Source organism: Metabacillus litoralis (assembly GCF_003667825.1).
Classification (GTDB): domain Bacteria; phylum Bacillota; class Bacilli; order Bacillales; family Bacillaceae; genus Metabacillus; species Metabacillus litoralis_B.
The window spans coordinates 747,455-772,972 of the sequence record NZ_CP033043.1 but is presented as its reverse complement, the minus strand read 5'-3'; the positions used below and the strand labels follow the sequence as shown (position 1 = coordinate 772,972).

Below are 25,518 nucleotides of genomic sequence, written 5' to 3'. Positions count from 1 at the left end.
CTTTACTCCTCCTTGTCTAGGCTCGTTCAAATATATATGCTTGTACACGAGGAGTTAGAACTGTTATCCATACATATTAAACTCCAAGCTTCAGAAGAAAAATCATAGGAACTATTCAATCCTAATGAATGTATATATGAACCTATGACCTAAGAAACATCCTAATTTAATCTAAATAAAAAAAGATTGACCTCATTTTTGTTGAGATCAATCCTACCATTCATTTTATTCTTGTTCATTGCTTTCTTCAGGCTGTTTTTCATCATTTTCTGTACCCAGTGTTATCGTCAAAACATCGCTTTTCTTTAATACACTATCTTTCTTAATACTCTGTTTTATAACGAAACCAGATCCTTCTGCATTGACAGAAATATTCATTATATTTCCTAGTTTCATGACATCGCGTTTAGACCAACCTGTTAAATCTGGCATTTTAACTTCTTCAGATAACTTTAGAAAGACTTTTTCATTTAACATCATTGAAGTATCCCCTTCAGGATATTGAGCAATAACTTTTTGTCCATTCCCAAGAATAATTGGCGTTAAACCTAACTTTTTCAATTGATTGTTAGCATCAGCAAACTTTGCATCTACTAAATCAGGAAGCACCGTGTCTTCACTTGAAGTTTTTGTTTGTGTTTCAGGTTCAAGTTCTTCTGTAGGTTCAATTTGTAAATATTGAAGGCTGTTTTTCATCACAGTATTAAAAATCATTGAAACTGGAACAGAACCAGCTTGTCCTTCAAGCTTCGGTTTCTGAACAGCTACATATACAATAAGCTCTGGATTATCTTTTGGTGCCATTCCTAAAAACGAAAAGATATGGTTGTCATTTCCTGATAAATAACCTCTTCCATTTGGATTTGGCATTTGTGCAGTACCTGTTTTTCCAGCAACCTGATACCCTTCAATGCTATAAGGTTTTCCCGTACCATTTTCTGAACTTACAACAGTTTCTAAAATATCTAGTGTTGCTTTTGCAGTTTTTTCAGTAATTGGTTGAGAAACAACCTTTGAATTATTTTCCTTTACAACTTCATTAGAATCTTTATCTACTATTTTATCAATAACATAAGGTTTCATCATTTTACCATTGTTCGCAATTGCTGTTGCTGCTTGTACGAGCTGGATCGGAGTAAAGGCTGATGCTTGTCCAAATGCAGTTGATACCTTATCAATCTCATAATTATAGTTTATTTTACTTTCAGCTTCGTTTGGCAAATCAATATTAGTTTTTTTCGTAAATCCAAATTTGTTTAGGTATTGATACATTCGATCAGTTCCAAGCAAATCTTTAGCAAGAATTGAAAAACCAACATTTGATGACCTTTGTACACCTTCATTAAAGCTGATAGTCCCCCAACCGCCTCTTTTATGGTCACGTACAACAGATGGTCCTACCGCATAAGAACCAGATTGGAATGTTGCATTTCCATTATAGACTCCTTCTTCAATTGCTGCTGCTAAAGTAAAGATTTTCATCGTTGACCCCGGTTCAAAAGGATATGAGATGACATCATTGTAATAAGACGTAATGTTCCTTTTATTTGGGTCAAAACTCGGTCGCTGAGCCATAGCTAGTATTTTTCCGGTCTTCGGATCAGCTACAACAGCTACTATCTTCTCTGGTGAATATTCTTCAACTACTTGATTCATAGAATCTTCTAAAAAGGTTTGGATTTTCTGATCAATGGTTAAATACACATCTTGACCATTTTTCGGAGCTACGATTTCATCGTCACTTGTTGGTAACTTCCAGTTGTAGCGATCTTTTTCAAATTTTATGTAGCCATCTTCTTCATGGAGATATTTCTCTAATGTTTTTTCCAGGCCCATCATTCCTACCGTCTCACCTGTTGCTTCTTGCTTTTGCGCATATCCGATTAAATGCGAGGCAAAGATTCCATTAGGATAAAACCGTTGTGTATCACGAATAAACGTAATACCAGGAAGCTCCAATTTTGTTATTTCCTCTTTTAAAGTATGACTAATGTCTCTACCTGCAGATCCAAATTCAACTTGGTATAAATCCTTTGATAAAACCTCTACTATTTCATTTTCTTCCATATTTAATAAAGGTGCTAACTTTTGTGCCGTTTCTTCTACATCAACAACATGCTCTGGATTATCAGGATCTGTTGTTATTTGATCGTCCAGGATTGCAACGAGTTTATAAGAAGACTTGTCTTCTGCAATAACCTCACCCTTACGATCTAATATTGACCCTCTTGATGCTTCAATAGTTCTTTGACTTTCATAGAGTTCTTCAGCTCTTGCTGCAAGTGCTTGACCATGTGCAGTTCCAGTTGATTGAATATAAAAGAAACGAACAAAAATAACTAAAAATAGCAAACCAAAAATCAACGCTAATAATGCAGCGCCTCTATTCATGTTTATATTTTTATGCGTTAATTTCATAGAAAACCTCCTATGGTGTATGATACCACCTTTAACCGTAAATGGATAGAATAGATTGAAGGACTAAGCCATATGAAACTTACACGGCTTAGTCCCTTTTATTTGATTCTTTATTAATTTTGCACACTTTTCACATTGTTTTGATCTAATGTTAACCCTAATTCTTTAGCTTTTTCCCAAATACGATCATATGTACTTAACTCTTCTACTTGAACATGGAGGTCACTGTTTAATTTCGTTTGTTCTTGAATTTTAGCTTCAGTTTTTTGAATCTCCATATTAGCTTGATACACATTATAGGAGTTCGCAACAATTGTAATAGCTCCTAATACAAAGAGAGAAACAAATAATAAAATGAGGAATTTCTCACCTGGGGTTATTGAAGCTCTTCTTGTTCTAATAATAGGTTCTTGTTTAGGGGATTGATTTAGCTGCTCCTGACGTTGTTGTTCTATTTTCATGGCTAAATTACTCATTTTAATAACCTCCTTAAAAAATCTTATTCTTCTTAGACCTTTTCAGCAATTCTTAGCTTAGCTGATCTTGCTCGATTGTTTTCTTCCAATTCTTGTTCTGATGGAAGAATAGGTTTTCTAGTAATAATCTTTATTTTAGGCTCATACCCTTCTGGAATGTATGGCATATTCCTAGGTAACTCCGGTGGTGTTGCCGCTTCTTTAAAGGCAGTTTTACATATACGGTCTTCCAAAGAGTGGAATGTGATAACACTTACTCTTCCTTCAGGCTTTAACAATTCAATTGATTGTTCAATTGCCTCTTCAAATACTTTTAATTCATCATTTACAGCAATTCTTATTGCCTGGAAAATCCTTTTGGCAGGGTGTCCACCTTTTCGGCGTGCAGGTGCCGGAATTGCCTCTTTAATAATTTCAACCAACTCACCGGTAGTTCGAATTGGCTGAGTTTCTCTGTGACTTTCAATCTTTCTCGCAATTTGTTTAGAGAATTTCTCCTCACCATATCGAAAGAATATTTTCACTAGCTGTTCATAAGTCCACGTGTTTACCACTTCGTATGCTGAAATATCTGATTGCTGGTCCATTCTCATATCTAACGGTGCATCATGATGATAACTAAACCCTCGTTCAGGCGTATCTAACTGTGGGGATGAAACCCCTAAATCAAATAAAATACCATCTACTTTGTCGATTCCTATTTCAGCAAGTTTTTCAGAAAGGTAACGAAAATTACTTTTGATTAAGGTTACCTTACCTTTATAATTAGCAAGCTTTTCTTTCGCGTTTTCTAACGCTGTATCATCCTGATCAAAGGCGATTAGATGCCCTTGTTCTGATAACTGTGAAAGCAGATAGCTACTATGACCTGCACCTCCAAGCGTGCAATCAACGTAAATACCATCTTCCTTAATATTTAAGCCATCTACCGTTTCCTTTAGTAACACTGTTGTATGTTTAAACATGTTGTACCACCTCTTCAAATCTGTTTCAGTTAGAAGGAAGTAACGAATCTACCCCTAAAATATTGGACTATTCTTAGCTTGTCCATTTTTCTACTCATTCTTTGCTAAAAAGAAGATTATTATATATCAAAATCAATCATATTTTCCGCAATTTCTTCAAAAGAATCTTCTTGCTCAGCAACATAAGTTTCCCAAATGGACTTACTCCACAGCTCAATCCGATTTGAAACGCCGATAACAACGCATTCTTTTTCTAGTTTTGCATACTGCAGAAGTGGTGTTGCGATATTTACACGACCCTGTTTATCAAGCTCACATTCAGTCGCACCTGAAAAGAAAAAACGGGTAAATGCACGAGCATCTTTTTTAGTTAACGGGAGATTCTTTAGCTTATCTTCAATTATTTTCCATTCACTCATAGGATAACCGAACAAACACTGGTCCAGGCCACGCGTTAAAACGAATGTTTCTCCTAGTCCATCTCTAAATTTTGATGGGACAATCATTCTGCCTTTTATATCAATGGTGTGATGGTATTCTCCCATAAACATGTTCGTTGTCCCCACTTTCTCCCCTTAACTCACCACTTCCCCCCACTTATCTCCACATCTTTATTCTACATTTGTTTTCATAAAAAAAAAACCCTGTATTCACAGGATTTTCAAAAAACTTTTATTTATATTTTGACAATTTTATGTGTTCCATTAAAGGAATATGACAAGTTTAGCAATTCTCCTACAAAATTTGGTCCAAACTTGTTTAAATAGTAATAAATATTCCAAACTCTCTCTTGTGGATGTAAATTTGGAAGTAATGATTGTTCAATTGATTTAAACTTTGACAATTGAACATTATGCTGTTGTTTCTTCCGATTTTCAACAGTTTTATAAATAAAATCAAGGTGTTCCTCAATAAAATGACCATTCTTTTTTAGCATTGGCTCTAAGCTTTGATCAATTAACATTGCAGCATCAACCAACTTAGTATGAATCTCAGAAATTTCTTTTTTAGCTTCCTCAATTAAAGGGGCCATATCAACCGGAGACATTTCCTTGAGAAAATTGTTCATTGAATTCGTTACACCTTCTTGCAGCACTGTCTCTAATTCCACACCTGTTTCCTTTATGTTTCTGTCTATAGCTCTTTCTAAAATAGTCAATTGCAGCCTTGGAAGAACCGGTGGCATTTTTATATCAAATAATGAAAAAACACCCTTTAATTCAGACCAATATGTTACTTCACCTGGACCTGCAATAAAGGCTAATGTAGGAAATAAATATTCCTGCATTAATGGCCTTGTCACGACATTGTTACTAAATTTATCAGGATTCGTTTCAATCAGATCAAAAAGTTCCGCTCTGGTAATAGTAAGTCCAATTTCACTTACTTCATACTCATTATGACTAATTCTCTCTAGAAGGAAACGCTCCCCATCATGATGGTAGAATAGATTAGCACTGTTATCTGTCATTTCTATAATAGGGTGATAATCGAAAGATTGCATTTTTTGCTGTTGTTCTTTTACCGCGTCGTAAATTTTCTCATTTTGTTCTAGAATTGATTTAAAGTACGATTTTTCCAGCTTTCTAAGCTCATGATCACCTGAGTTAATCAGAATAAGCCCTTTATCCTTGAAAAGATCCATGATTATTTTTTCGAAAAATTCAACATATGTTGAAGACTCTTCAGCATATTGCTTTAAGTTAGAAATCAATTGATTGGAATAATCTGTTTCTCCAAAAGCCTCAAAAACTTGGTCAATCCAATCAAATGTTTTTTGTTTGTTAAGCTCAAGTTGTGAAACAGGTTGTTTTTTTATTGGTGAATCCTTGATTGCAAGCTTTTTCGCTATTTGATTTTTCTCTATAAAAACATGATTGATTTCCACAAAGTCATGGTCCTCACCAGCGATCCAAAAAACAGGAATAACAGGAACACCTAATTCCTTTTCTTCTTTCTCAGCAAGTACAATGATTGAAATAATTTTATGTATTGTATACAGAGGACCAGTTAACAAACCTGCCTGTTGCCCTCCAATAACTACAAGGCTATCAGGATTTTTCAATCGTTCTATGTTTTCTAATGTTTTTTCATCACTGTTTAAACATCGGTTGGTGTAGTTTTTTAAGTATGTTGCAAGCTCTTCACGTTGATAAGTACGTTCTCTTAAATCTTCAGCTCTTTCTCTAAAAAGAGAAGTTGAATGAAGGTTATAATCAAAAAAAGATTCAACATGCAACTTTTTCTCAGTTAAGTCATTAATAAATTGATTTGAAGAGCGCAGGGAGAGTTCAACTATCTCCATATATAAACTTCCTTTCTTGATTAAAGTCATATGTTGTCATTTATGTCCATTGTAAAATGTAACAAGGTGAGTATAGCACTTATGGAAATGAAACAAAAAACCTTTGCTTGAATTCTAGTTCTTTTTAAATGAACAAAACTATAATACGAATGCACTTTTAAAAACTCCTGTTAAAATACCACCAATGGTAAGACCTACATAGCTTATGAAAAAAAGTAAAAATGAAAGTCTCCACATTTTTTTAATAGCCATAAATATAGAAGGCTCCCTCGAACCTTTATACTCAAAGTAATAGACAACCAGTGCTAACAAAGTAAGTAGTAAGATAATATATAGAAGAAATGATTGCTTAAATATGGTTAATAAATGAAAGTGCACTGATAATATGAAAACTACTGTTGATAAATCAACAGTCCACAAAATTGTTTTTTTTCCTCTAACAAAAATTCGAACAAGAAAATAAATGAATAACAAACTCAATATCGGTAACGTGATCGCTACTGAGACAATCCAAGTAAAAAAACTGCTCATACGCCCTCCTTTCCTATCTCTATCCCTTTGATTGCTTGATACAGGAATGAAATACGAGGACAGGTTTTTCCATTAGAAAGATCTATCATATATCCGAGAATTGAATCAATTTCAGTTTGTCTACCATTGTAAATATCCTTATACATAGAAGATTTATTTTCCGAGGTATTTTCACATATTGTTTTCACTTGTTTCCAAGATAACTCTTTATTCTCTATTTTAAGTAGGTCGGCCACTTCTTCAAAAAGTTCATAAAAAAGTTTATGAAAATAAGGGTTTGTTATAAGTTCTCCATTTTTGACTCTAAAAAGTGCTGTTAGAGGATTAATGGTAGCATTGACAATTAATTTCTCTTTCAACATTCTTTCCCAATCAGATTTACGTATAAAAGGAAAAACTTCTGAGTGATTTCTTATTATTTGGTTCATTACATCCATTTCACAATCTTTATACGATGAAATTTTTGTTATTCCATTTCCTGTATGTTGTACAACAGAGTCACTTACTTTTAGTGCTCCATGTTCAGATATACCCAATATAAGATTATGATGAGACAAGTGTTTTAGAAAACGCAAATGCCCCATGCCATTTTGAAGAAATATAATGGTTCGTGGAGAAAGTCTTATTAAAGTATCAATAATTGGCTTAAGACTGTATTGCTTAACAGTGATTATTAAAACTGGCTCTTTATAATTTTTCTCAAATGTTGCTTCCACGTTCTTTTTCATTTCTGAATTTCCTTGAACCAACGTAATACCATGCTTATTAATTTTACTTGCTTGTTCTTCCCGTCTGGTATATAAAGTAACTTTATTGTTTTCTGAAAGGTAAAATGAATAAAGTAACCCTAGTGATCCAGAACCAATAATTCCAATTTCCATGAGCTTCACCTTCTGAAATAAGGCCCCTTAAAGCCAATATATACTTAACAAATCATTCACTCTTAATCAACATCATAACAAAACCAGCAGTAATTTTACTAGGATTTTGCTTGTTTGACAATTCTAGCTAATTTTGTGTAAGCGTTAACTAAATCATACCACTATTTACACTCACCATGGTATAATAACAATATCTTATAAAGACTTACATTAAAAGGTTTGTTGTCTAAAATAATTGCGACTTTGATGATTAGAGGATTTATAAATAATCAAACAACAAACACTCTGAAAATAGTCTTTTTATCATGTGAATTTAATTTTAATTTTATTATTGTAGAATTTGCACCAAGGGGGAAAAGGTATGTTAAAAGTTGAGAGATTGTTAGTAAATTACAAAACCCTGGAAGAATTTAAAAAATTTAGAGAATATGGTATTCAAGAACTTTCAATGTTAGAGGATCTTCAATCAAATATTATTGAAAATGACAGTGATTCACCGTTTTATGGGATTTATTACGGTGACAAGCTAGTGGCAAGAATGAGCTTATACCGTGTTGACATGAAATTTGATCAATATTTTGAACCTAAACAGGATTATTTAGAACTTTGGAAACTCGAAGTATTACCAAATTATCAAGGAAAGGGTTATGGAAGAGCGTTGGTGGAATACGCAAAATCATTTAACCTACCAATCAAAACAAACCCAAGAGTCAAATCCAGTGATTTTTGGTCAAAAATGCAATTTGAGCCTGTAAAATATGATATGGATCGAGATAAAGGAGAAAACCCTTTAGTTTGGTATCCAAGTGGCGTTACTATTCAAGAATAAATTTTCAAAGCTAACTAAAAAAACAGCTCATGAAAGGGAAAGTGACCCTACATGAGCTGTTTTAATTTTTACAAGTGAACTTTTTTTACTTTTCCACTCTTTCTAGATTTCCGTTTTTATCCATTTGGAATTTAACTTTCCTACTTCTTTCATCCTCTTGTAAAATAACCATTTTTCTTGCACGATCCATTATTTCAATTAACGCGCGGTAGTCTTCTTCGACAACCTGTAAATGATTTGTTAAAGACTGCTTTTCATCTTGCAGCTTTTCAACTTCATTTTGTAATTCTTGAATTTTATTTCTCAATTGCTGATTTTCTTCTTGGACCTCCTTTATGGAAGGAGCGTCTTCATACTGCTGAAGGAACGAAATAAGGTCCTTAATAGCATTTTTCGAATTAGAACTAGGTTGGTTTGATTGAGTTGGTTGAGATAATTGAGTGGGTTGTGTAGATTCTGTATGTTCCACCTCTGAAGCAGGCTCTTTTACATGAACTTGAACTTCCTTTTGCTCATCTACTTTTTCCTGTGAATTAAGAGTTCGCAACTCTTTTCTTTGTTTTTTTGCAACCTCGATTCCTGTTTTATACTGTTTACGAACATGAGAGTTCCATCTAAATCCACAAGCTGCCGCTGTACGAGATAATTTACGACCTACTTCCTCAAACGCAGCGAGCTGTGTTGCCCCTTCTCGAATATGCCTTAATACCACTTCTGCTAATAATAAATCCTCATCATGTGTCCATGCATCTTGACGCGTAGTTGTCATTTAAATTCCCTCCAATAGTCACTTTTTTTCTATACATATGCAGCTAGTAGAGTAGATAGACTAAATACACTCTATTACGTTAGAAAAAAGGTGTACTAGGACGGGGAATGAATATGCTTAATAAGTATGAATGACACAATTAACTAGACCACCATACTTGATATGGTAGAAATTGTATGTAACAGTTATGAGTATGAGATTTATTAGCTCTTCTCTTTTCTTGTAAGAAAGGCAGATACTGCCTGATGATGCTGCTCAGAAGACCAGAGCTCTGCACAACGATTAATCTCTGACATCATACGAGAATATAAATTCGATTGTTCCCATTGACTAACCTTCACTGCTTTGTAAGCTCTCAAAACATTTGGGTCATTAACTAGTGATTCTTTAATAAATAAATAGCCTAGTTCTTTATAATTTTCATCAGAAACAGTCTTTTGTATAAACCCCATATGTTCTGCATCGTTTGCTGATATTTTTTTTGCTGAATATAAAAAGGAAATTGCCTGCTCGTATGAAAGCTTTTCATATAACAGTGTTGCACCCCCCCAACCTGTAGTAATAGATAATTGACCTTGTATAAAGCCAAGAGTAGCACCTTTCCTCGCAATTCGAATATCACACGCAGTTGCAATTTCACACCCTCCACCTAAAGCAATTCCATTTATTAAAGCGAATGTAGGTAAAGGAAAAGTCATGAGTTCATAAAGAACATCACCCATTTTAGATAGCATAAAATATGCTTCATCCCTTGTTTTAAGATGCTGAAAAGCCTTAACATCACCACCGGAGCAGAACGCTTTATCCCCTTCTCCTGTTAATATTAGCGCTCTTAAGTTCTTTTTTGCTTTAAGTGACTGTAAATATCTCTTTATTTCATCCATGATTGCGTAATCAATTGCATTATGCTTAATTGGTCGGTTTAGGCGTAATTCAACCAATCCATCCTCAAATTCACTTACAATTAACTTACTCATTCTTCCATACCCTCCCATCTAAAAATTTAAACTCAGGAAAAATACTCTTTGTTGCTTTAGGTCCCTTATTATCTATTAGATAAAATTTTTAAATGCAACACAACAAAAAGTTGTTTCTTTATTAAAAGCTCGACGATTAGCGGTCTGAAAGGAAACATAAAAGTTTTATGCACTTATACTCAATAACTGAATTAACTACTACGTAAAGAAACGGAAAAATCTCAGGGGGTGAGTGAAAATATGAAGTGAGGGAAAATCTATAGAAAAATAAAAGGCGTAAGGAACAATGTCCTTACGCCTCGTTGAAACAAATTATTATTTGCTTACAACGTCTTTTCCTTTGTATGTTCCACATGCTTTACATACACGGTGAGCAAGTTTGCTTTCACCGCAGTTTGGGCATTCTACCATACCAGGTACTTGTAATTTAAAATGTGTACGACGTAGTCGTTTTCTCGTTTTAGAAGTTCTTCTAAAAGGTACAGCCATTATTCCCACCTCCTTAAAGAGCATTACGCATTTGTGAAACCGATACAAACGCATCGGCTCAATTGCTTTTTAAGCTATACAAAAAATCATTAGCTTTCTTCATTTTCGAAGAATTTAGCTAGTCCAGCCAATCTTGGATCAACCTTGTTTTGTTGATCTTCCTCAGAAATAACTTCCCAGTCTCTACCAGATTGTGGAGCTGCCCCTTCTTCATTTCTTACATCATCACAGAATACCTGCATCGGAATTTCTACAAGAAGAATTTCTTTTATTAAAGGAGTTAAATCAACGATTTCACCCTCCGGTAAATAGAAATCCTCTGACGTTTCATAGTCTGCGGGTTTTAATAAAAATGTTTCCGTTGTATCAATTAAAAATGGATACGGAACATCCACTAATGTTCGTGAACAAGGTAAAACCATTGAACCTGAAATTGACAGATGGAATGTTACTTTAGTCGAGCTTATATCGGCTCTTCCTTTAACATTTACTGGCGAAATATCACGAATGTCAGATTGACTTTTGATCCAATCGCTTAAATCAATTTCTTCATCAAATTTTAATCCCTTGCTTTGTAATTGATGTAGTTGACTAATTGTCCATTTCAAATCGTATCACCTCAAGGCAACAAAGGTAATTATAGCCTTCGCAATTATATTTGTCAATATTTTTTCTTTACAGTGTAAGTATACATGATAAACCTTTATTTTCAAAACAAAACCATCTTAATAATGTTGATACCCTATTTAAATTTTGTGTTGTAATAACAAGCTTACTTTTCGTTTTTAAAGGATTATTATTATATATTTTCACCTTTAATTATATTGCTTACTCTGAAATCGTTAATAATAGGTAAGATTTATTGGCTATCTTAGATGATAATTTCCTTCCAAAGGTTTATAGATTGTTCTTTATACCCTATAATATTATAAAAATTACCCATAGGAAAATAATAGAATGAATAAGAGTGGTGATTACATGAGTGTAGTAGGTCTAGTTGTTGAATATAATCCATTTCATAATGGTCATTTATATCACTTGAGAGAATCGATTAAAAAGTCAAATGCTTCTGTTGTAATTGCTGTAATGAGTGGTCATTTCCTACAAAGGGGAGAACCAGCAATTGTATCAAAATGGACTCGTACAAAAATGGCCTTATATTGTGGTGTTGATCTTGTTGTAGAATTACCTTACGCATTTGCAACGCAAAAGGCAGAAACATTTGCTAGTGGTGCTGTATCTATTCTTGATGCTTTAGGTTGTGATCATTTATGCTTCGGCAGTGAATTAGGAGATATCAATCCTTTTATTTCCACAAATCATTTTCTAGAACAATCAAAGGCAGAATATGAAGACTTAATCCAACATTATGTAAAAACTGGGGTTAGTTATCCGAATGCATTAACTCTGGCATACAAGAATTTGAACGGTGATAAAGAATTATTAGATCTTTCATTACCTAACAATATTTTAGGGTTTTATTATGTTCGCGCAATTCTTAAGCAGCATTCAAACATAGAGCCTTTAACAATAAAACGTACCTCTGCAGGTTATCATGATGAGCAGTTTCGATCACCTACAATTGCAAGTGCAACTAGTATTCGTAAAGCATTATTTTCAGAAAATCATCACATTCAAAGTTATGTACCTGAAGTCACTTTACAACTCCTTCAAGAAAACAAAAAAGATTATCACTTACACCGTTGGGAACTTTATTTTCAATTATTAAAATATCGGATTATGACGATGACAACCAAGGAAATTGGTTCAATTTACGAAGTTGAAGAAGGATTAGAGCATAGAATAAAAAGATGCATTCAAAGTGCTTTAAGTTTCCAAGAGTTTATGGAATCGTTAAAAACAAAACGCTATACATGGACAAGACTTCAAAGACTATGTACTCATATATTAACTAACACAACAAAAGAACAAATGAAATGTATGAATGAAGGCCAAACATCACCATATGTTAGACTTCTAGGGATGTCTACAGAAGGTCAGGCTTATTTAAGTCATATAAAAAAACAATTAATGCTGCCGCTAATATCTAAAGTTACTTCTTTTGACCATCCATTGCTGGATTTGGATATTAAAGCTGCACATGCCTATCAAATGATTTATGATGAACCAATTCGCACGAAGCGGTTAAAAGAAGAGTTCTCAACTCCACCTATTAGAGTGAGATAATAGCTATAGAATTATTTAAACTTAACCTTTTGTAATCTCAAATTCTAAGTTGACCTCTTTTTCCGCTCTGAGCGTTTATTAATGTTTATAAAAAAGAGAAAGGACAAAATTCATCCTTTCTCTTTTAAGCTTTGTAAATATTCTACTGCTTCATCAAAGGTGTCTATCGGAATAATTTCCATCTTAGTCTGAATGTTTTCACCTGTTTCAATGGCTTCTTTATAATTTGATGTTGGGCTGTCTTTTTCATTAGGAGCAAAAAATACGTCAATTCCTTGTCGATCTGCTGCGACAATTTTCTGCGAAATACCACCAATAGGTCCTACTTCCCCTGTCGAACTAATTGTTCCTGTCCCAGCTATTTCATACCCTTTGGTCAAATCACCTTCTGTTAATTGATTATATATTTCTAGCGACATCATTAGACCAGCTGAAGGCCCCCCAATTTCCTCAGTTTTCAATTCAATATCAGGGTCTACATCTAATTGTCGATCTGTCACTAACGATATTCCAATCCCTACTTTATCGGGATCATTAGGGAATGATGCTAAAGGCAGCGTTGCTTGGTCCTGCTTCCCTTCACGCTCAAAAGTAATTGTTACTTCTTCTCCTTCTTTTTTCTGACTAACATATTCTATAAATTCTTCAGCTGTTTGAAATTCTTTATTATCTACCTTGTATATGCGATCTCCAACTTCTAATATACTTCCTGCAGGCATTTCCTTAATTATTCCATCAACATAAATGCCATGAAATGTATACTCAACCTTTTTATTTGCTTTTTGATAGGCAATTGTTATGGCTGATTCTTGTGAAACCTCCATCATATGTAATTGTCTGTTAAAATACTCTTTATCTGTTTCATCTTCTCTTTTAATATCTTCTAATGGATGAATATAATGGTAGTCTTGAAGCTTGGCCCATATATATGTAAAAGGGTTTGCCCTACCGAAGCGGACAGTTGTTAAGGAAAAACTCCCTTTCTCATTTTCATCACCATTTTCAACCTTAATAATTGGCTCCAATTCCGATGCCATACCGGGTTGAGTAATGTAGTACGGAAGTTTAATGAAGGATATGATAAGGATAATAATTAAAAAAATTAGACTGGATCTAAGCAGTGATTTATTCTTCATTAAAAATTTGTCTCCTTCCACTTTACGATAAGATCTTGAATTTTTTCTACATGTTTCTGAGCTTCTGTTTCCCCAATCTCAATAATTTCTTTAATATTTGTAAATGCTCTTGAACTATACTGCTCAACATGTGGTCTTATCATCACATCAGATGCTATCTCCCTGTGATGAACTAGTTCATCCTGCATTATATCTAAGCTTTGGAGTATAACATCAAAAATAGATGTAATGTCTTCATTTTTTTTCACATGTGACACATCTACAGCAATGACGATATCAGCACCCATCTCCTTTACAACCGAAACGGGCACCCGATCAACCACTCCACCGTCCACTAACAACCTTCCATCTATCTTTTCAGGGACAAATATTCCTGGTATGGCAATACTTGCACGGACAGCATCTGCAACTGGCCCTTCTTTAAATATAACCTTTTTCCCATCATATAAATCAGTTGCAACAACTGCAACAGGAATATTTAATTGATGAAAGTGTTTTTGGTGTGTAAACAACCGAATTAGCTCTTTTACACGATTTCCTGAGATAAACCCCATTTTAGGTACGGTATAATCTAAATAATATTTCCTCTTAAACGCTAATGCAAACTGATAAAGTCTTTCTATACTCGTTCCTGCTGCATACAAGGTTCCAACGACAGCTCCCATACTGCTACCGGCTATTAAATCGATTGGTATACCATTTTCTCTTAAAACCTTTAATACTCCTAAATGAGCAAATCCTCTTGCACCTCCTGAACCAAGCGCTAGTCCGATTTTGGGTTCTTTTTTCAAGGAGAGTTCCTCCTTTTCCACTGGAATAGGATAAAATATATGACTAACTTATTAGTATATTTCGCAACAGATTTACCATCAAGTTTAGAGCAATAATAGTAGTAATTGCTACATTTAATACTGCACGCACCGAGGTCTTGTGACTATAGTTATAGTTCTGTTAGAGAAAATACTATGGTGTGAACCTAAGATGTTTATTTATGCTCCTATGACATTCTTATGGTCTAAAATGTCCACCTATTCACGTATATTGAATTAGTAAGGATTGTACAATTGTTTGGAAAAGCTGTATGATCCTTATTTTCATACATGTGTGTTTAATTTAGGAGGCGTCACATTTTGAGTCTTTCAAAACTTAAAACAATTATCTTAGCTATTTTTATTAGCGGCTTAACAGTTGCCATTATTCTTAATCCTAAGGAGTCTCTTGATGCATCAACAAGGGGACTTTCAATTTGGTGGGAAGTCGTTTTTCCATCACTTCTTCCTTTTTTTATTGTTTCCGAACTTCTTATTGGCTTTGGTGTTGTCAAATTTATTGGAGTTCTTTTAGAGCCACTGATGAGACCGATTTTTCGAGTTCCAGGTGTAGGTGGTTTTGTATGGGCAATGGGGATGGCTTCAGGTAATCCAGCTGGGGCAAAGCTTACGGCAAGAATGAGGCAGGAAAAACAACTAACCACAATTCAGGCAGAGCGACTTGTATCATTTACAAGTTCATCAAACCCTTTATTTATTTTCGGTGCCGTTGCAGTTGGTTTTTTTGACAATCCTTCACTTGGTATATTATTAGCTGCATCACATTATTTAGGGAATTTAGGTGTTGGATTAACAATGAGATTTTATGGAGGATCAGATTCAGCCATTCAACCCAAGAAAAAGAAGTCCTTCTTTTCACCTCTTTCAATTGCTTTTAAGGAGCTGCATGCTACAAGAGTGAGTGAAACCAGGCCATTAGGAAAAATGCTTGGAGATGCCGTCATATCATCAATCCAAACATTACTAATGATTGGCGGATTTATAATCCTTTTCTCGGTATTCAATAAAATTTTAGCCATCATTTCTGTTACGGAGATAATTGGTCTTATTTTCTCCGGATTTTTAGCATTTTTTCACATAGCTACTGATTTAAGCGTCCCTCTTATTACCGGCATCTTTGAAATTACTTTAGGCAATCAGTTAGTGAGTGAAACCAATGCGAGCCTTTTAGATAAAGTTATGATTGCAAGCTTTATTTTAGCTTTTGGAGGATTGTCAATACAGGCACAAGTTGCAAGTATTTTAGCTGACACTGATATTAGATTTAAGCCATTTTTCATCGCTAGAATCCTACAAGGTATCTATTCTTCGTTCATTGCTTACTTGTTGTTCAAGCCATTGTACTTGAATCTACAAGCTCACGATACAAGTGAATTACCTGTTATCTTAATGACAAATGGACCTGAATGGGCTAAAAGCTATTGGGAAATAGTTATCCATACTGGCCCCATCATAACATTAGCGTCTTTACTGCTATATATTATTCTTTATGGAAAAAGGAACGTTTTTACGAAATTATCATAAAGCAAATAACCAAAATATCTAAAAAAGGTGAGGATCTCCCTCACCTTTTATTCATTAACAAATTTACTTTTAAGTGCCTTTTCTACTGCCTTTGGTACCAATTCAGAAATATTTCCTTTATATTTTGCAACTTCTTTTACAATACTTGAACTTAGGAAGGAATATTGATTGTTTGTCATCATGAAGAATGTTTCAATATTCTCATCTAATACTCTGTTCATGGAAGTAATTTGCATTTCATATTCAAAATCTGAAACTGCACGTAAGCCGCGTAAAATTACTTGTGCATTTTTTTCTCGAGCATAATCAATAAGAAGACCACGATATGATTCTACTATGACATTCGGCATTTCTTTTGTCACTTCTCGGATAAGCTCACATCGTTCATCCACTGTAAACAATGGTTGTTTTGAAGCATTATTTAAGACACAAACATATACCTCTTCAAATACTTTTGCTCCTCTTTTGATAATGTCTAAATGTCCGTAAGTAATTGGATCAAAACTACCTGGACATACTGCAATTCTACCCATTTATTCATCCTCCCCAATCGCTTCCTTATAACTATAAATGGTAATTGAACTGGTACCATAGGTTTCTTGTTTAACTTGAACAAGTTCCTCAAATTCTTTAGTAAGTACTATGTCAGCACCATGCTCAGTAACAATAAAACCGTTTTTGTCTAATAAGCCATTTTCACTTATCATTTTTAAAAGCGCTTTCAATTTTTGTTGCTTATACGGTGGATCTAATAAGATTAATTGAAAGCGTAACTCCCTTTTAATTATCGCCTTTAATGCTCTTTCTGCATCATTACGATATACCTCAAATTCGGTAGCTTGACAAATCTCTAAATTTTTATGTATTGTTTGTATCGCCTTTGGCTCACGATCAACAAAGATACAGCGTTCAATTCCCCGACTAAGTGCTTCAATTCCTAACCCTCCGCTACCGGCAAATAAATCTAACGCTAGGCCTCCATCAAAATATGGACCAACCATATTAAAGATAGCTTCCTTAACTTTATCAGTTGTTGGTCTTGTTGTTGTTCCAGGTACAGCTTTAAGCTGTCTCCCTTTATAGTTTCCAGATACTACTCTCATTACGTTCACCACTACTTTTTAATTTTACATGATATAAATATAGATAAATACATGATTTATTAGAGTTTTCACTTAATCCTACCATAGGCCTTCCGTTTGTTACAATATCTAAACTTATTAGTAGTATTTTCTTCAATGAATATTGTTTCCTATACTTATATTTTCTCTATTTGATTTGCAGTTGAATAAAAAGTTAAGAAAAAATTACATAATGATGTATACTCATTAGCCATTTGGTGATAATGATTAGTAACAACATCGATTCGTTGATGTTGTTGCCAACCGCGGAGAAGACTTACGTTTCCCCATAAGTTCTTCCTCCGGTTTCTCCTCTCCCTTTGCCTTCAGCCTTTTAGTTTAAAAGGTATTGAGGGACCCTACAGTTTAATTTCTGTAGGGTTTTTTTTATTAGAAATTTATTACTAGACAAAGGATTTAGGATTAGCACTCGACGATCATCCATGTTTTCAAGAAAACATCTATATACTATTGTCAAACTTCTCTTTTTACAATTTACATGGTATAGTTGGATCGGTTAAATGAAATATTGTTAAATTTTTTATCAGGGGGAAGTTTTTAATGATACAGCGTTTTATTGAATTAGGTGAGGGTTATTCTGATATTTATGAGTTAATTGAAACAGCAATGGCTAATAAACATCGAGTGACTCATTTACTAGCTTTACATACAAAATTGAATGACAAAGATGTTACTTCCGTTGTGGTAATTATGAAACCTACTGATCCAGGAAATTTCCAAGCCTTATATATATGCAGGGAAGGGATACCTAATCCGAACCTATTAGAAAACAAACGATATGATTTATTTAATGAATTGGCTAAAACATTGCAGAAGAATATTATTTCGTTTGATGTTAAACCATCAAGTATGTTTAATGAAACGGATCTTTACTACCAATATCTGATTGGGATTTTAAGACTAAACCATCTTATCCCTCCTCTTCAATAGCATATACTTCACACTTAAAACTAGTCACTACGATCACGACCTAACTTTTCAACAAATGGAAAAAGGCTGACACTATTGTCAGCCTTTTTTGGATGTAGTTTAATAACTACAAGCCAATTTTGTAATCATATTCTTTTGCTTTATCAACTTTTGATTCAAATTCCAGCTTTAGAAAGGGTTTGTATGAGGGCTCAACATGTTTAACAAAGGAGTAGGAAGAGAGCTTTTGAATCGTTTGCTCTGTTACATCCATATTACAATACAGGACAACGTATTTTAATTTCTTTGAAACATAATGAACATTCCCAAATTTTCTAAGCATTTTTAATTGTTTTAATGTATGAAGCCAAACAACTATCCCTTGACGCTTTTCAAACATACTCTGGTCTCCCTCAGGTTATCTAAAAGACATTAGTAACATCTGTATTTCCAATAAAAAGTCTAGCAAATTTTCAATTTATAAACAATATTTGTATAAGCTAATTTGATAAATTTTTAAAAAATTATCAGTTAAATCTGTATTATTTTAATCGTCTGTACATTTTAGCAAAAAAAGAAAACGAGCAGTAATACTCGTTTTAGGATACCTTACACCCACAACTTCCACCAGATCCGCATCCCCCGCCACAACTTGATTCAAAAAATGGGTTACCTGTTGGAACTTTAACATGGATGGAAACAGCTTGACCGATTTGCACACTAATTTCATCTAGAAGAGATTGTACTTCATTCTCAGCTCTTTTAAAATTAGATATACTTTCATTCAAATCTACCTCACGCTTAATATCTCGCAAATCTTTTGTAATTTTACGATAATCAGGATGATATTTACCGAAACGTTGAACATCTTCGTATAGGTCCTTAATTTTAGTAAACTCCTGAATTAGTTGTTGAGCTTCTTGATCTTTTTTTAATATATTGAAACTACGACGATACTCCACAACAATCTCTGATTGAAGTACCAAGTTAGCAAGTTCTTCAGCTTGATCTACTAATAATGTGCTCTCAATTGTAGCAAACATAGAGTATATGCACCTCCAATATTCATTCTAACATGAATATCGTCAAATGAGAAATCTAAAAAATTTACATGATTATCCTTTATTTATTGAATAGTAGCATTCCATGATTTTTTTAGTTCATAGCTAGTAGAATCATTATGAACAACCTCTATTTCAAATGTGTGGGTTCCTTTTTCTAATCCTCTAATTACAAAAGCAGCTGTTTGAATATGATCTACAACCTTGCCGTCAACAGATAACTGTAAATGACCCTCACCGTCTACCTTATTCCCTCCTCTTTCTTTAAAGGTAAATGAAGGAATATAACATTCTACATAAACATCTTGATCTCTAATATGATGTTTGACAGATATATTCATTTTACGCTGTTGATTTATAACTTCTACTGCCTCGAAGGAATGGTTTACCACTTGAAGAGGTACGACCTCTAAGTTTCCTTCTGGTCTTGGTTTATCTTCAACACAGCCAGTGACAATACCTAATAAAAAAACGGTACAAAAAAAACGCTTCATTCTATCTGCCTCCTTTTTCTTAGTGTTTACAGAGGCGTAGAAATTCATGAATACTTTTCAGATGTCTCTTATGTAAGGAGATAAAAGGAACAGGCAGGCAATTATAGCCTAATCACCTTGCCTGTATGTGTAAATGACCATTCTAATCTTGTTGCCTCATAGATTGAAACATCGCTACCATCATCGAAGCCATTTGTATCGAGTTTGAAAATTGCTGAACTTTATGAGGAATTGTCTTTTGATAATAGTTCATCATACTAATTTCCATTTCGTTTATATCATTAGGATTTCTTGACAGTTTCCTATACCAATATGGTTGTTCACGTACAAATTTTTTTCGTTCATCATTTGTAAATAGATATTCTTGAACTTCTTTTCTCATCATTCTCCTCCATTCGGAGTCACGATTTAGTCACTAATCCTTTCTGAATGAAAAGGGATTCTGACTTGCTGTTGCAGACTTTTGATTAGAACCTTTTGAACCACCAAACTGATCGAAAAGACCTTGAATGGTAGAAATAGTACTACTCATGTTGTTAATATGATGGTTTACAGTATCCATATCCATTTGCTTAACAGCTGAAAATATTTGTGTCATAAAGTCAGATTTACTTTTTGTTTCCTTTTCAGAAGAATCCTCTGTCTGATCTCCTTTATACTGTTTCCAAACAATATCATTTTCTCCAAGTAAATACCAATCTTCAAACACTTCCTGCCACTCTTTATTACCCTTTCGGACTTCCTGAACAAGTTTGGGATGTTTTTTAACAAATTCCTTAAACTGTTGAACAGATGGATGCGTTTTTTTGGATGTCATTTTTCTCACCTCATTGATACATTTGCCTATAATATCTTATTAAAAAAACCATTAGACTGTTCGCCCATATTTAGAAAAAATAACACAAAGCAAGTCTATTTATTATTAGAAAAATAACTAAATGTAAGAAATTTTTGGTAAAATATCACTATCTAAAAAGGAGAGGGTAACAGTATGACAAAGGATGAATTATTAAAATTAAGTTCAGAGGTTTTACAAAATGCAAATGAAGAGGATCAATATGTTTTAGAACTTCTACTTAATGGACTGAAGAAAAAGCAATTTCATGAAAAAGGTTCCTACATAGGTGCACTTCTCCATGCTGAAGGCGAGTACAAGGAACATGAATTTAAACTTACAATTCCCAACACACCAATTATTCAGAATGCACTTAATATTGTACATGGCGGAATAACCGCTACTTTATTAGACTCAGCTATGGGAGGACTTGTCCATCATATCCTACCTCCTGACAAAGCAGCTGTTACAACCGAAATTAAAATTAATTATGTGGCTCCAGGGGTTGGTAAGGAACTGTCTTGTGTTGCTGGGATGATTCATAAAGGTAATAAAACGGTTGTTACGGAAGGAAAAGTTTTTCGTGACGACGGTACATTAATTGCACATAGTACGGCAAGTTTTTTTATCATTAATAGATCGTAATGCGGGTGAGTGAGATGAAAAAGTACTTTTTGAAAAAGCAATGTAGAATGTGTAATAAGAAGAATAACAAAGGTTTATATTATCTCAATGATATTGGTCAAAAGATTTTTGTATGCGCACTTTGCATAAGCTATGCTGAAAGAAGAGCGTATCGTAAAGTAAATTAATTTAAACAAGACCCTTTCCAATAAAGAGAAAGGGTCTTGCTTGTTACTATGTTTATTGGTTTATATCCCAAGTAGTAATAAAATTCTGTGTATAATAAAGACCGTCTACTCCAACTCCTAAGTGTGTAAATTCCTCATTAAGCATAGTATCACGATGGCCTTTACTGTTTAGCCACCCCTCACTTGCTGCAATAGCATCTACATATTGAGCAGCTATGTTTTCGCCTGCCATCTGATACTTGATATCCAATTGAGCAAGACGATTAACAAGAGTACCTTCTGTTGGCGATTCATGTGAAAAATACTCATTCTCTTTCATATCTTTACTATGTAAAAAAGCAACCTTTGACGTATCTTCATGCCACTGAACAGCTGATAAACCATGCCTTGCTCTTAACATATTCGTTATTGACAAGATCTGTTGTTCAGCACCAGCTTCAATCTTTTCCCATTTATCTTCACTTATTTCTTTTGCTTCAATGAGCTCACCTCTGTATGTAACCTCATAAGAGCGTTGTTTGATAAATGTCTCAGCATCTACCACCCGAATGCTTGATAAAATCCCGTCAAATTTATCAATATATAATTGCACAAACACATCACCTATTTTTACTGTTGGTCTGGTGTTCATATCTTCCTCCGAAAATTCAAATCGATATGAATTACCTTCAAACTCTAGTGATAAACTAGATGAAACAGGTTGTATTTTAAAGACCTCTTGAATAGGTTGTCCAATCACAAACGGTTTAGCGTTTAATCCTTTTCCAATTCCATAAACTGATACGACCCTTTGATTTAAAACTCCCACTTGAATATATTGATTGTTTTCTTGTTCGTAAATCCACCAATCATAATCATAAGCTGAGGGATCAATACGGTCAGGCTCACCTAATATAGCAGTGATTTCTTCAGATGACTTCTCCATAAATGACAATATCCCCTCATTTGGAAAAGTTTCACCTTCAGCAACTTGTTTTTTAGAATTCGTAGATTCTTCATTTACTATTTGAACGTTCTCTTCTTTAAGTTGTTCCTTTGGAGTATATTTTCCATAATGAAAAAATAACGTATAGCTAACAAAAATAATACAAAAAATTAAAATACTCCGAATCAGTATACGCAGTGAAAAAACCTCCTCCTTATGCTTCTCCCATTTCTTTCATTATATGAGACAACATACTTGTTATTCTCTTTCTACTTTAAATGAACAAGTATGCACTAATATTTTAGAAGCCCCAAACTGTCTTATCATTATTACCCTGCAAACTTAATGTTAAAACTTTTTGATAACTTTAATTGTATCAAATAATTAGTAAGAAAGTTGTTACAAATAAATTATATAATACTTTATCGACTAATAAACATTTGTGTCCAATAGTGGCCATACTCACCTCCATTAACATACCCTACTCCGATCTCCGAAACTTCCTTTTTAAGTATATTAGCACGATGTCCCTGACTGTTCATCCATGCATTTACTACTTCTTTTGGGGTTCTCTGACCTGCTGCTAAGTTTTCTGCTGCTGTTCGAAAAGGAATTTTAAAGTTATTAATCATCGTAAATGGAGAGCCGTAGGTTGGTGAATCATGGCTAAAATATTTAACTCTTTCATGTCCTTTGATTTATATCTTGCAACCCTGGAAAGCTCCCAATTGATCTTTAATGGTGGGAGACCAGCATACTTCCTTTCTAGGTTTGTTAATGTAATTACTTGTTTTTCTATTAATTTAATTTCGTTTAATTGTGGAATATGTAGCTTCTGTCCTGGGAAAATTAAATGAGGATTATCTATATGGTTGTTCGAGGCAAGAATTTCTGATAATCCGACCTGATAAGATTGAGCAATACTCCATAGCGTTTCCCCTTTTTTGACTGTGTGACTAACTTCCTCTGCTCTCACTTGAAGAGGAGATAACAAAATACAAATCATGATAAATAGTAGAATATTACGATGAGTGAATTGTAAACTCATGTATATACCTCCTTTTTTCTATATTTTTTCCAATAATATTTTTTTAATAAGTTCAACTAACTATGAATGAGATAAAGTTTCACTTTAACTTTTGTGTTGTTTTAAGCTATAATAAATAACGTGAAAAGGCTTTAGGAGGGAATTACATATGAAAATGGAAGGCACTGGTTTAGAGGGAATTACAATAGATCTTGCACGTTTAGATGAGATAATGGACGATCTTGGGTTAGTAAGAGCAGGACAATGGGATTATGAGCGTGCTACCTACGATCGTAAGATTGAAGCTAAAGGGGATATCTACTATCTACGTGTTCCTGCTTATGCTGTTGAAGGAGATGTTGGAGGACGTCATGCTGTTATGAAGCTTATTACTCCTCTTTTAGGAAAGCATTACTATCCTCACGGTGTTGAGTACGGAGAAGGAGAAGAATTTCCATCAGCTGTAGTCGATACTAGTAAAAATCTATTAAAAAGATTATCTGAAGAACTAAAAAAGGTTCAGTAAGCTTAAATAAACATGCAAAAATAAAAAAGCACCGGACTAGTCCATGCTTTTTTATTTTTGCATGAATTAACATTTACTTTATAGCTACAACTTTATCTATGGATATCTTGACTAAAGATTTCCTCCCATACCTACCAATTTTTTAAACCTTGAAAATAAACTTTCAAACGTTTTATTGCAACTTTAAAGCGATTGAAAATTCTTTGTTTTCACCGAGTTTCGTACTATAATGAGATAAGAAATGTTTCTTAGAAAGGGGCACAAATTTGACCACTATTTTAAACAAAAGAATTCTCTTAACAATTGCATCAATTATTATTGTAGGTGTTATCCTATTTTACATTCTACCAATTTCTGTTCCACTGATTGTCGCTTTTATTACTGCCCTTTTTCTTGAACCAGCTATCCGATTGCTTCAGAGGAGAGGAACATTAAACAGACACTTATCAGTTTTAATAGTGTTTTTGTTATTTCTAATTCTCATAAGTGTTAGTGGTTATATCTTAACCACAAAGGTAGTTGGAGAGGTTGTTCAGATAGCAGATAATGCTCCGTCCTATATAAATGAGATTACAAAGGTTTGGGAAAGCTTTGAAGATGATATTTCAAATACTGCTCAAGATCTTCCACCAATCTTTGTTGAAGAGGTTAGTAACCAAGTAACAAGCTTTTTACAAAAAACCAGATTAGAACTAACTAGCTATGTAAACATTGAGAATGTAAAGACAATTTTTACAAACATACCAAACTATTTAGTAAATTTAATTGTTTATTTAATTGCTCTTTTTTTATTTATGCTGGAGTTACCTCGATTAAAAACAAAAGCATACTCTTATTTAACTGATAAAACAGCTGAAAAAGTGACTTTCATGATTTCCCGCTTAACATACGTTGTGATGGGATTTATCAAAGCACAATTTTTAGTTAGTATTATTATTTTTGTTGCATCTTTAATTGGTTTATTGTTTATTGCACCTGAAATTGCACTAATTATGTCTTTAATTATCTGGATCATTGATGTAATCCCATTAATAGGATCCATTATTATTATGGGACCATGGACTCTATATCATTTAGTTACTGGTGATATGGCAATAGCAGCAAAACTCGGTGTTTTAACGATAATCCTTTTAGTTATTAGAAGAACAATTGAACCTAAAGTTATGGGAACTCATATTGGATTATCTCCTCTTGCCACATTAATTTCCATGTATTTAGGGTTAAAATTATTTGGTGTACTCGGATTTTTCATTGGACCAATGATCTTAATAGTTTACAATTCAGCAAGAGAAGCAGGTTTAATCAAAATTAAATTTAAATTATAAAAAGAAAGAGCCAGTGCTCTTTCTTTTTTGTTTTATTCATAATCAACTTTTCTTTTAGTTTATGAAAGGCTTTGTCTTTTCATTTTCTGAAAAAACAAATTGAATCTAGGACTTATTATAACAGAGGACTCTAAACTACCCCATG

Annotated in this window: 28 protein-coding genes and 1 pseudogene; 7 read left to right on the top strand and 22 right to left on the bottom strand. The window is 33.7% G+C overall.

The genetic code is table 11. The annotated features are described in order from the left end of the window. Positions 1-225 precede the first annotated feature (225 nt). From D9842_RS03600 to D9842_RS03570, 7 genes are all read right to left on the bottom strand, one after another. Entirely contained in the window at positions 226-2,418 is a 2,193-nt protein-coding gene (locus D9842_RS03600; protein WP_121661319.1) for a penicillin-binding protein, read from the bottom strand. A 113-nt stretch (positions 2,419-2,531) separates the two neighbouring features. Continuing rightward, entirely contained in the window at positions 2,532-2,894 is a 363-nt protein-coding gene (gene ftsL, locus D9842_RS03595) for a cell division protein FtsL (protein ID WP_121661318.1), read from the bottom strand. 32 nt (positions 2,895-2,926) lie between these two features. Then, entirely contained in the window at positions 2,927-3,859 is a 933-nt protein-coding gene (gene rsmH / locus D9842_RS03590) for a 16S rRNA (cytosine(1402)-N(4))-methyltransferase RsmH (RefSeq protein ID WP_121661317.1), read from the bottom strand. A gap of 119 nt (positions 3,860-3,978) precedes the next feature. Then, positions 3,979-4,410: a division/cell wall cluster transcriptional repressor MraZ gene (gene mraZ / locus D9842_RS03585; RefSeq protein WP_098799612.1), complete on the bottom strand. Its 432-nt coding sequence runs from the start codon at positions 4,408-4,410 to the stop codon at positions 3,979-3,981. Positions 4,411-4,535: 125 nt separating this feature from the next. Next, positions 4,536-6,164, bottom strand: coding sequence for a bacillithiol biosynthesis cysteine-adding enzyme BshC (bshC, locus tag D9842_RS03580; protein ID WP_162987286.1), 1,629 nt, complete (start codon positions 6,162-6,164; stop codon positions 4,536-4,538). Between the two features lie 138 nt (positions 6,165-6,302). Further along, complete coding sequence (locus tag D9842_RS03575) at positions 6,303-6,695, bottom strand: DUF3397 family protein (protein WP_121661315.1); 393 nt, start codon at positions 6,693-6,695, stop codon at positions 6,303-6,305. Beyond that, entirely contained in the window at positions 6,692-7,576 is an 885-nt protein-coding gene (locus D9842_RS03570) for a 2-dehydropantoate 2-reductase (protein WP_121661314.1), read from the bottom strand. The genes D9842_RS03575 and D9842_RS03570 overlap by 4 nt, the downstream gene beginning before the upstream one ends. A 361-nt stretch (positions 7,577-7,937) precedes the next feature. Between D9842_RS03570 and D9842_RS03565 the strand changes: the two genes are divergently transcribed. After that, a complete protein-coding gene (locus D9842_RS03565; protein WP_121661313.1) occupies positions 7,938-8,405 on the top strand; it encodes an N-acetyltransferase in 468 nt (155 codons plus the stop codon). 85 nt (positions 8,406-8,490) lie between these two features. On the opposite strand, the gene D9842_RS03560 is transcribed toward D9842_RS03565, so the two are convergent. The 4 genes from D9842_RS03560 to D9842_RS03545 form a co-directional block, all read right to left on the bottom strand. Next, positions 8,491-9,174: an RsfA family transcriptional regulator gene (locus D9842_RS03560; protein WP_121661312.1), complete on the bottom strand. Its 684-nt coding sequence runs from the start codon at positions 9,172-9,174 to the stop codon at positions 8,491-8,493. Positions 9,175-9,377: 203 nt separating this feature from the next. Next, entirely contained in the window at positions 9,378-10,151 is a 774-nt protein-coding gene (locus tag D9842_RS03555; RefSeq protein ID WP_121661311.1) for an enoyl-CoA hydratase/isomerase family protein, read from the bottom strand. Positions 10,152-10,466: 315 nt separating this feature from the next. Next, positions 10,467-10,640: a 50S ribosomal protein L32 gene (gene rpmF / locus D9842_RS03550; RefSeq protein WP_026560479.1), complete on the bottom strand. Its 174-nt coding sequence runs from the start codon at positions 10,638-10,640 to the stop codon at positions 10,467-10,469. An 89-nt stretch (positions 10,641-10,729) separates the two neighbouring features. Then, the gene (locus tag D9842_RS03545; protein WP_121661310.1) at positions 10,730-11,248 is read right to left on the bottom strand and encodes a YceD family protein; all 519 of its coding nucleotides are present in this window, start codon (positions 11,246-11,248) and stop codon (positions 10,730-10,732) included. 370 nt (positions 11,249-11,618) lie between these two features. Between D9842_RS03545 and D9842_RS03540 the strand changes: the two genes are divergently transcribed. Beyond that, positions 11,619-12,827 carry a nucleotidyltransferase gene (locus D9842_RS03540; protein ID WP_121664928.1) on the top strand — a complete coding sequence of 403 codons (1,209 nt, stop codon included), beginning with the start codon at positions 11,619-11,621 and terminating at the stop codon, positions 12,825-12,827. A gap of 110 nt (positions 12,828-12,937) precedes the next feature. Here the strand turns inward: D9842_RS03540 and D9842_RS03535 are convergent, their stop codons facing one another. Together D9842_RS03535 and D9842_RS03530 are read right to left on the bottom strand one after the other, a co-directional pair. Further along, positions 12,938-13,963 (bottom strand): SepM family pheromone-processing serine protease, encoded by a 1,026-nt coding sequence (locus D9842_RS03535; RefSeq protein ID WP_121661309.1) that lies wholly within the window; start codon positions 13,961-13,963, stop codon positions 12,938-12,940. Then, on the bottom strand, positions 13,963-14,754 hold the full coding sequence (locus tag D9842_RS03530) for a patatin-like phospholipase family protein (protein WP_121661308.1): 792 nt from the start codon (positions 14,752-14,754) through the stop codon (positions 13,963-13,965). The genes D9842_RS03535 and D9842_RS03530 overlap by 1 nt, the downstream gene beginning before the upstream one ends. 339 nt (positions 14,755-15,093) lie before the next feature. Here D9842_RS03530 and ylbJ point away from each other — a divergent pair, with 339 nt between their 5' ends. After that, positions 15,094-16,317, top strand: coding sequence for a sporulation integral membrane protein YlbJ (gene ylbJ / locus D9842_RS03525; RefSeq protein WP_121661307.1), 1,224 nt, complete (start codon positions 15,094-15,096; stop codon positions 16,315-16,317). Between the two features lie 47 nt (positions 16,318-16,364). On the opposite strand, the gene coaD is transcribed toward ylbJ, so the two are convergent. Then, complete coding sequence (coaD, locus tag D9842_RS03520) at positions 16,365-16,850, bottom strand: pantetheine-phosphate adenylyltransferase (RefSeq protein WP_121661306.1); 486 nt, start codon at positions 16,848-16,850, stop codon at positions 16,365-16,367. Then, positions 16,851-17,420 carry a 16S rRNA (guanine(966)-N(2))-methyltransferase RsmD gene (gene rsmD / locus D9842_RS03515; protein WP_121661305.1) on the bottom strand — a complete coding sequence of 190 codons (570 nt, stop codon included), beginning with the start codon at positions 17,418-17,420 and terminating at the stop codon, positions 16,851-16,853. 579 nt (positions 17,421-17,999) lie between these two features. Between rsmD and D9842_RS03510 the strand changes: the two genes are divergently transcribed. Further along, positions 18,000-18,389 (top strand): DUF7147 family protein, encoded by a 390-nt coding sequence (locus D9842_RS03510; protein ID WP_121661304.1) that lies wholly within the window; start codon positions 18,000-18,002, stop codon positions 18,387-18,389. Positions 18,390-18,495: 106 nt separating this feature from the next. On the opposite strand, the gene D9842_RS03505 is transcribed toward D9842_RS03510, so the two are convergent. From D9842_RS03505 to D9842_RS03485, 5 genes are all read right to left on the bottom strand, one after another. Then, positions 18,496-18,768: a YlbG family protein gene (locus D9842_RS03505; protein WP_121661303.1), complete on the bottom strand. Its 273-nt coding sequence runs from the start codon at positions 18,766-18,768 to the stop codon at positions 18,496-18,498. A 199-nt stretch (positions 18,769-18,967) separates the two neighbouring features. Further along, complete coding sequence (locus D9842_RS03500; RefSeq protein WP_121661302.1) at positions 18,968-19,411, bottom strand: YlbF/YmcA family competence regulator; 444 nt, start codon at positions 19,409-19,411, stop codon at positions 18,968-18,970. A gap of 83 nt (positions 19,412-19,494) precedes the next feature. Beyond that, positions 19,495-19,923, bottom strand: a complete 429-nt coding sequence (locus D9842_RS03495) for a hypothetical protein (protein ID WP_121661301.1) — start codon at positions 19,921-19,923, stop codon at positions 19,495-19,497. A gap of 142 nt (positions 19,924-20,065) precedes the next feature. Then, entirely contained in the window at positions 20,066-20,305 is a 240-nt protein-coding gene (locus D9842_RS03490) for a YlbE-like family protein (protein WP_121661300.1), read from the bottom strand. A gap of 33 nt (positions 20,306-20,338) precedes the next feature. After that, a complete protein-coding gene (locus D9842_RS03485; RefSeq protein WP_121661299.1) occupies positions 20,339-20,740 on the bottom strand; it encodes a YlbD family protein in 402 nt (133 codons plus the stop codon). A 174-nt stretch (positions 20,741-20,914) separates the two neighbouring features. Here D9842_RS03485 and D9842_RS03480 point away from each other — a divergent pair, with 174 nt between their 5' ends. Continuing rightward, positions 20,915-21,403 (top strand): PaaI family thioesterase, encoded by a 489-nt coding sequence (locus D9842_RS03480; RefSeq protein WP_121661298.1) that lies wholly within the window; start codon positions 20,915-20,917, stop codon positions 21,401-21,403. A gap of 219 nt (positions 21,404-21,622) precedes the next feature. Here the strand turns inward: D9842_RS03480 and D9842_RS03475 are convergent, their stop codons facing one another. Both D9842_RS03475 and D9842_RS26595 read right to left on the bottom strand, forming a co-directional pair. Then, complete coding sequence (locus D9842_RS03475) at positions 21,623-22,693, bottom strand: CAP domain-containing protein (protein WP_121661297.1); 1,071 nt, start codon at positions 22,691-22,693, stop codon at positions 21,623-21,625. A 224-nt stretch (positions 22,694-22,917) separates the two neighbouring features. Then, positions 22,918-23,501, bottom strand: a pseudogene (locus D9842_RS26595) (CAP domain-containing protein). 190 nt (positions 23,502-23,691) lie between these two features. Between D9842_RS26595 and D9842_RS03465 the strand changes: the two are divergent. Both D9842_RS03465 and ytvI read left to right on the top strand, forming a co-directional pair. Continuing rightward, on the top strand, positions 23,692-24,048 hold the full coding sequence (locus D9842_RS03465) for a YugN family protein (RefSeq protein WP_121661296.1): 357 nt from the start codon (positions 23,692-23,694) through the stop codon (positions 24,046-24,048). 266 nt (positions 24,049-24,314) lie between these two features. Beyond that, positions 24,315-25,373 (top strand): sporulation integral membrane protein YtvI, encoded by a 1,059-nt coding sequence (gene ytvI / locus D9842_RS03460; RefSeq protein ID WP_121661295.1) that lies wholly within the window; start codon positions 24,315-24,317, stop codon positions 25,371-25,373. Positions 25,374-25,518: the final 145 nt, after the last annotated feature.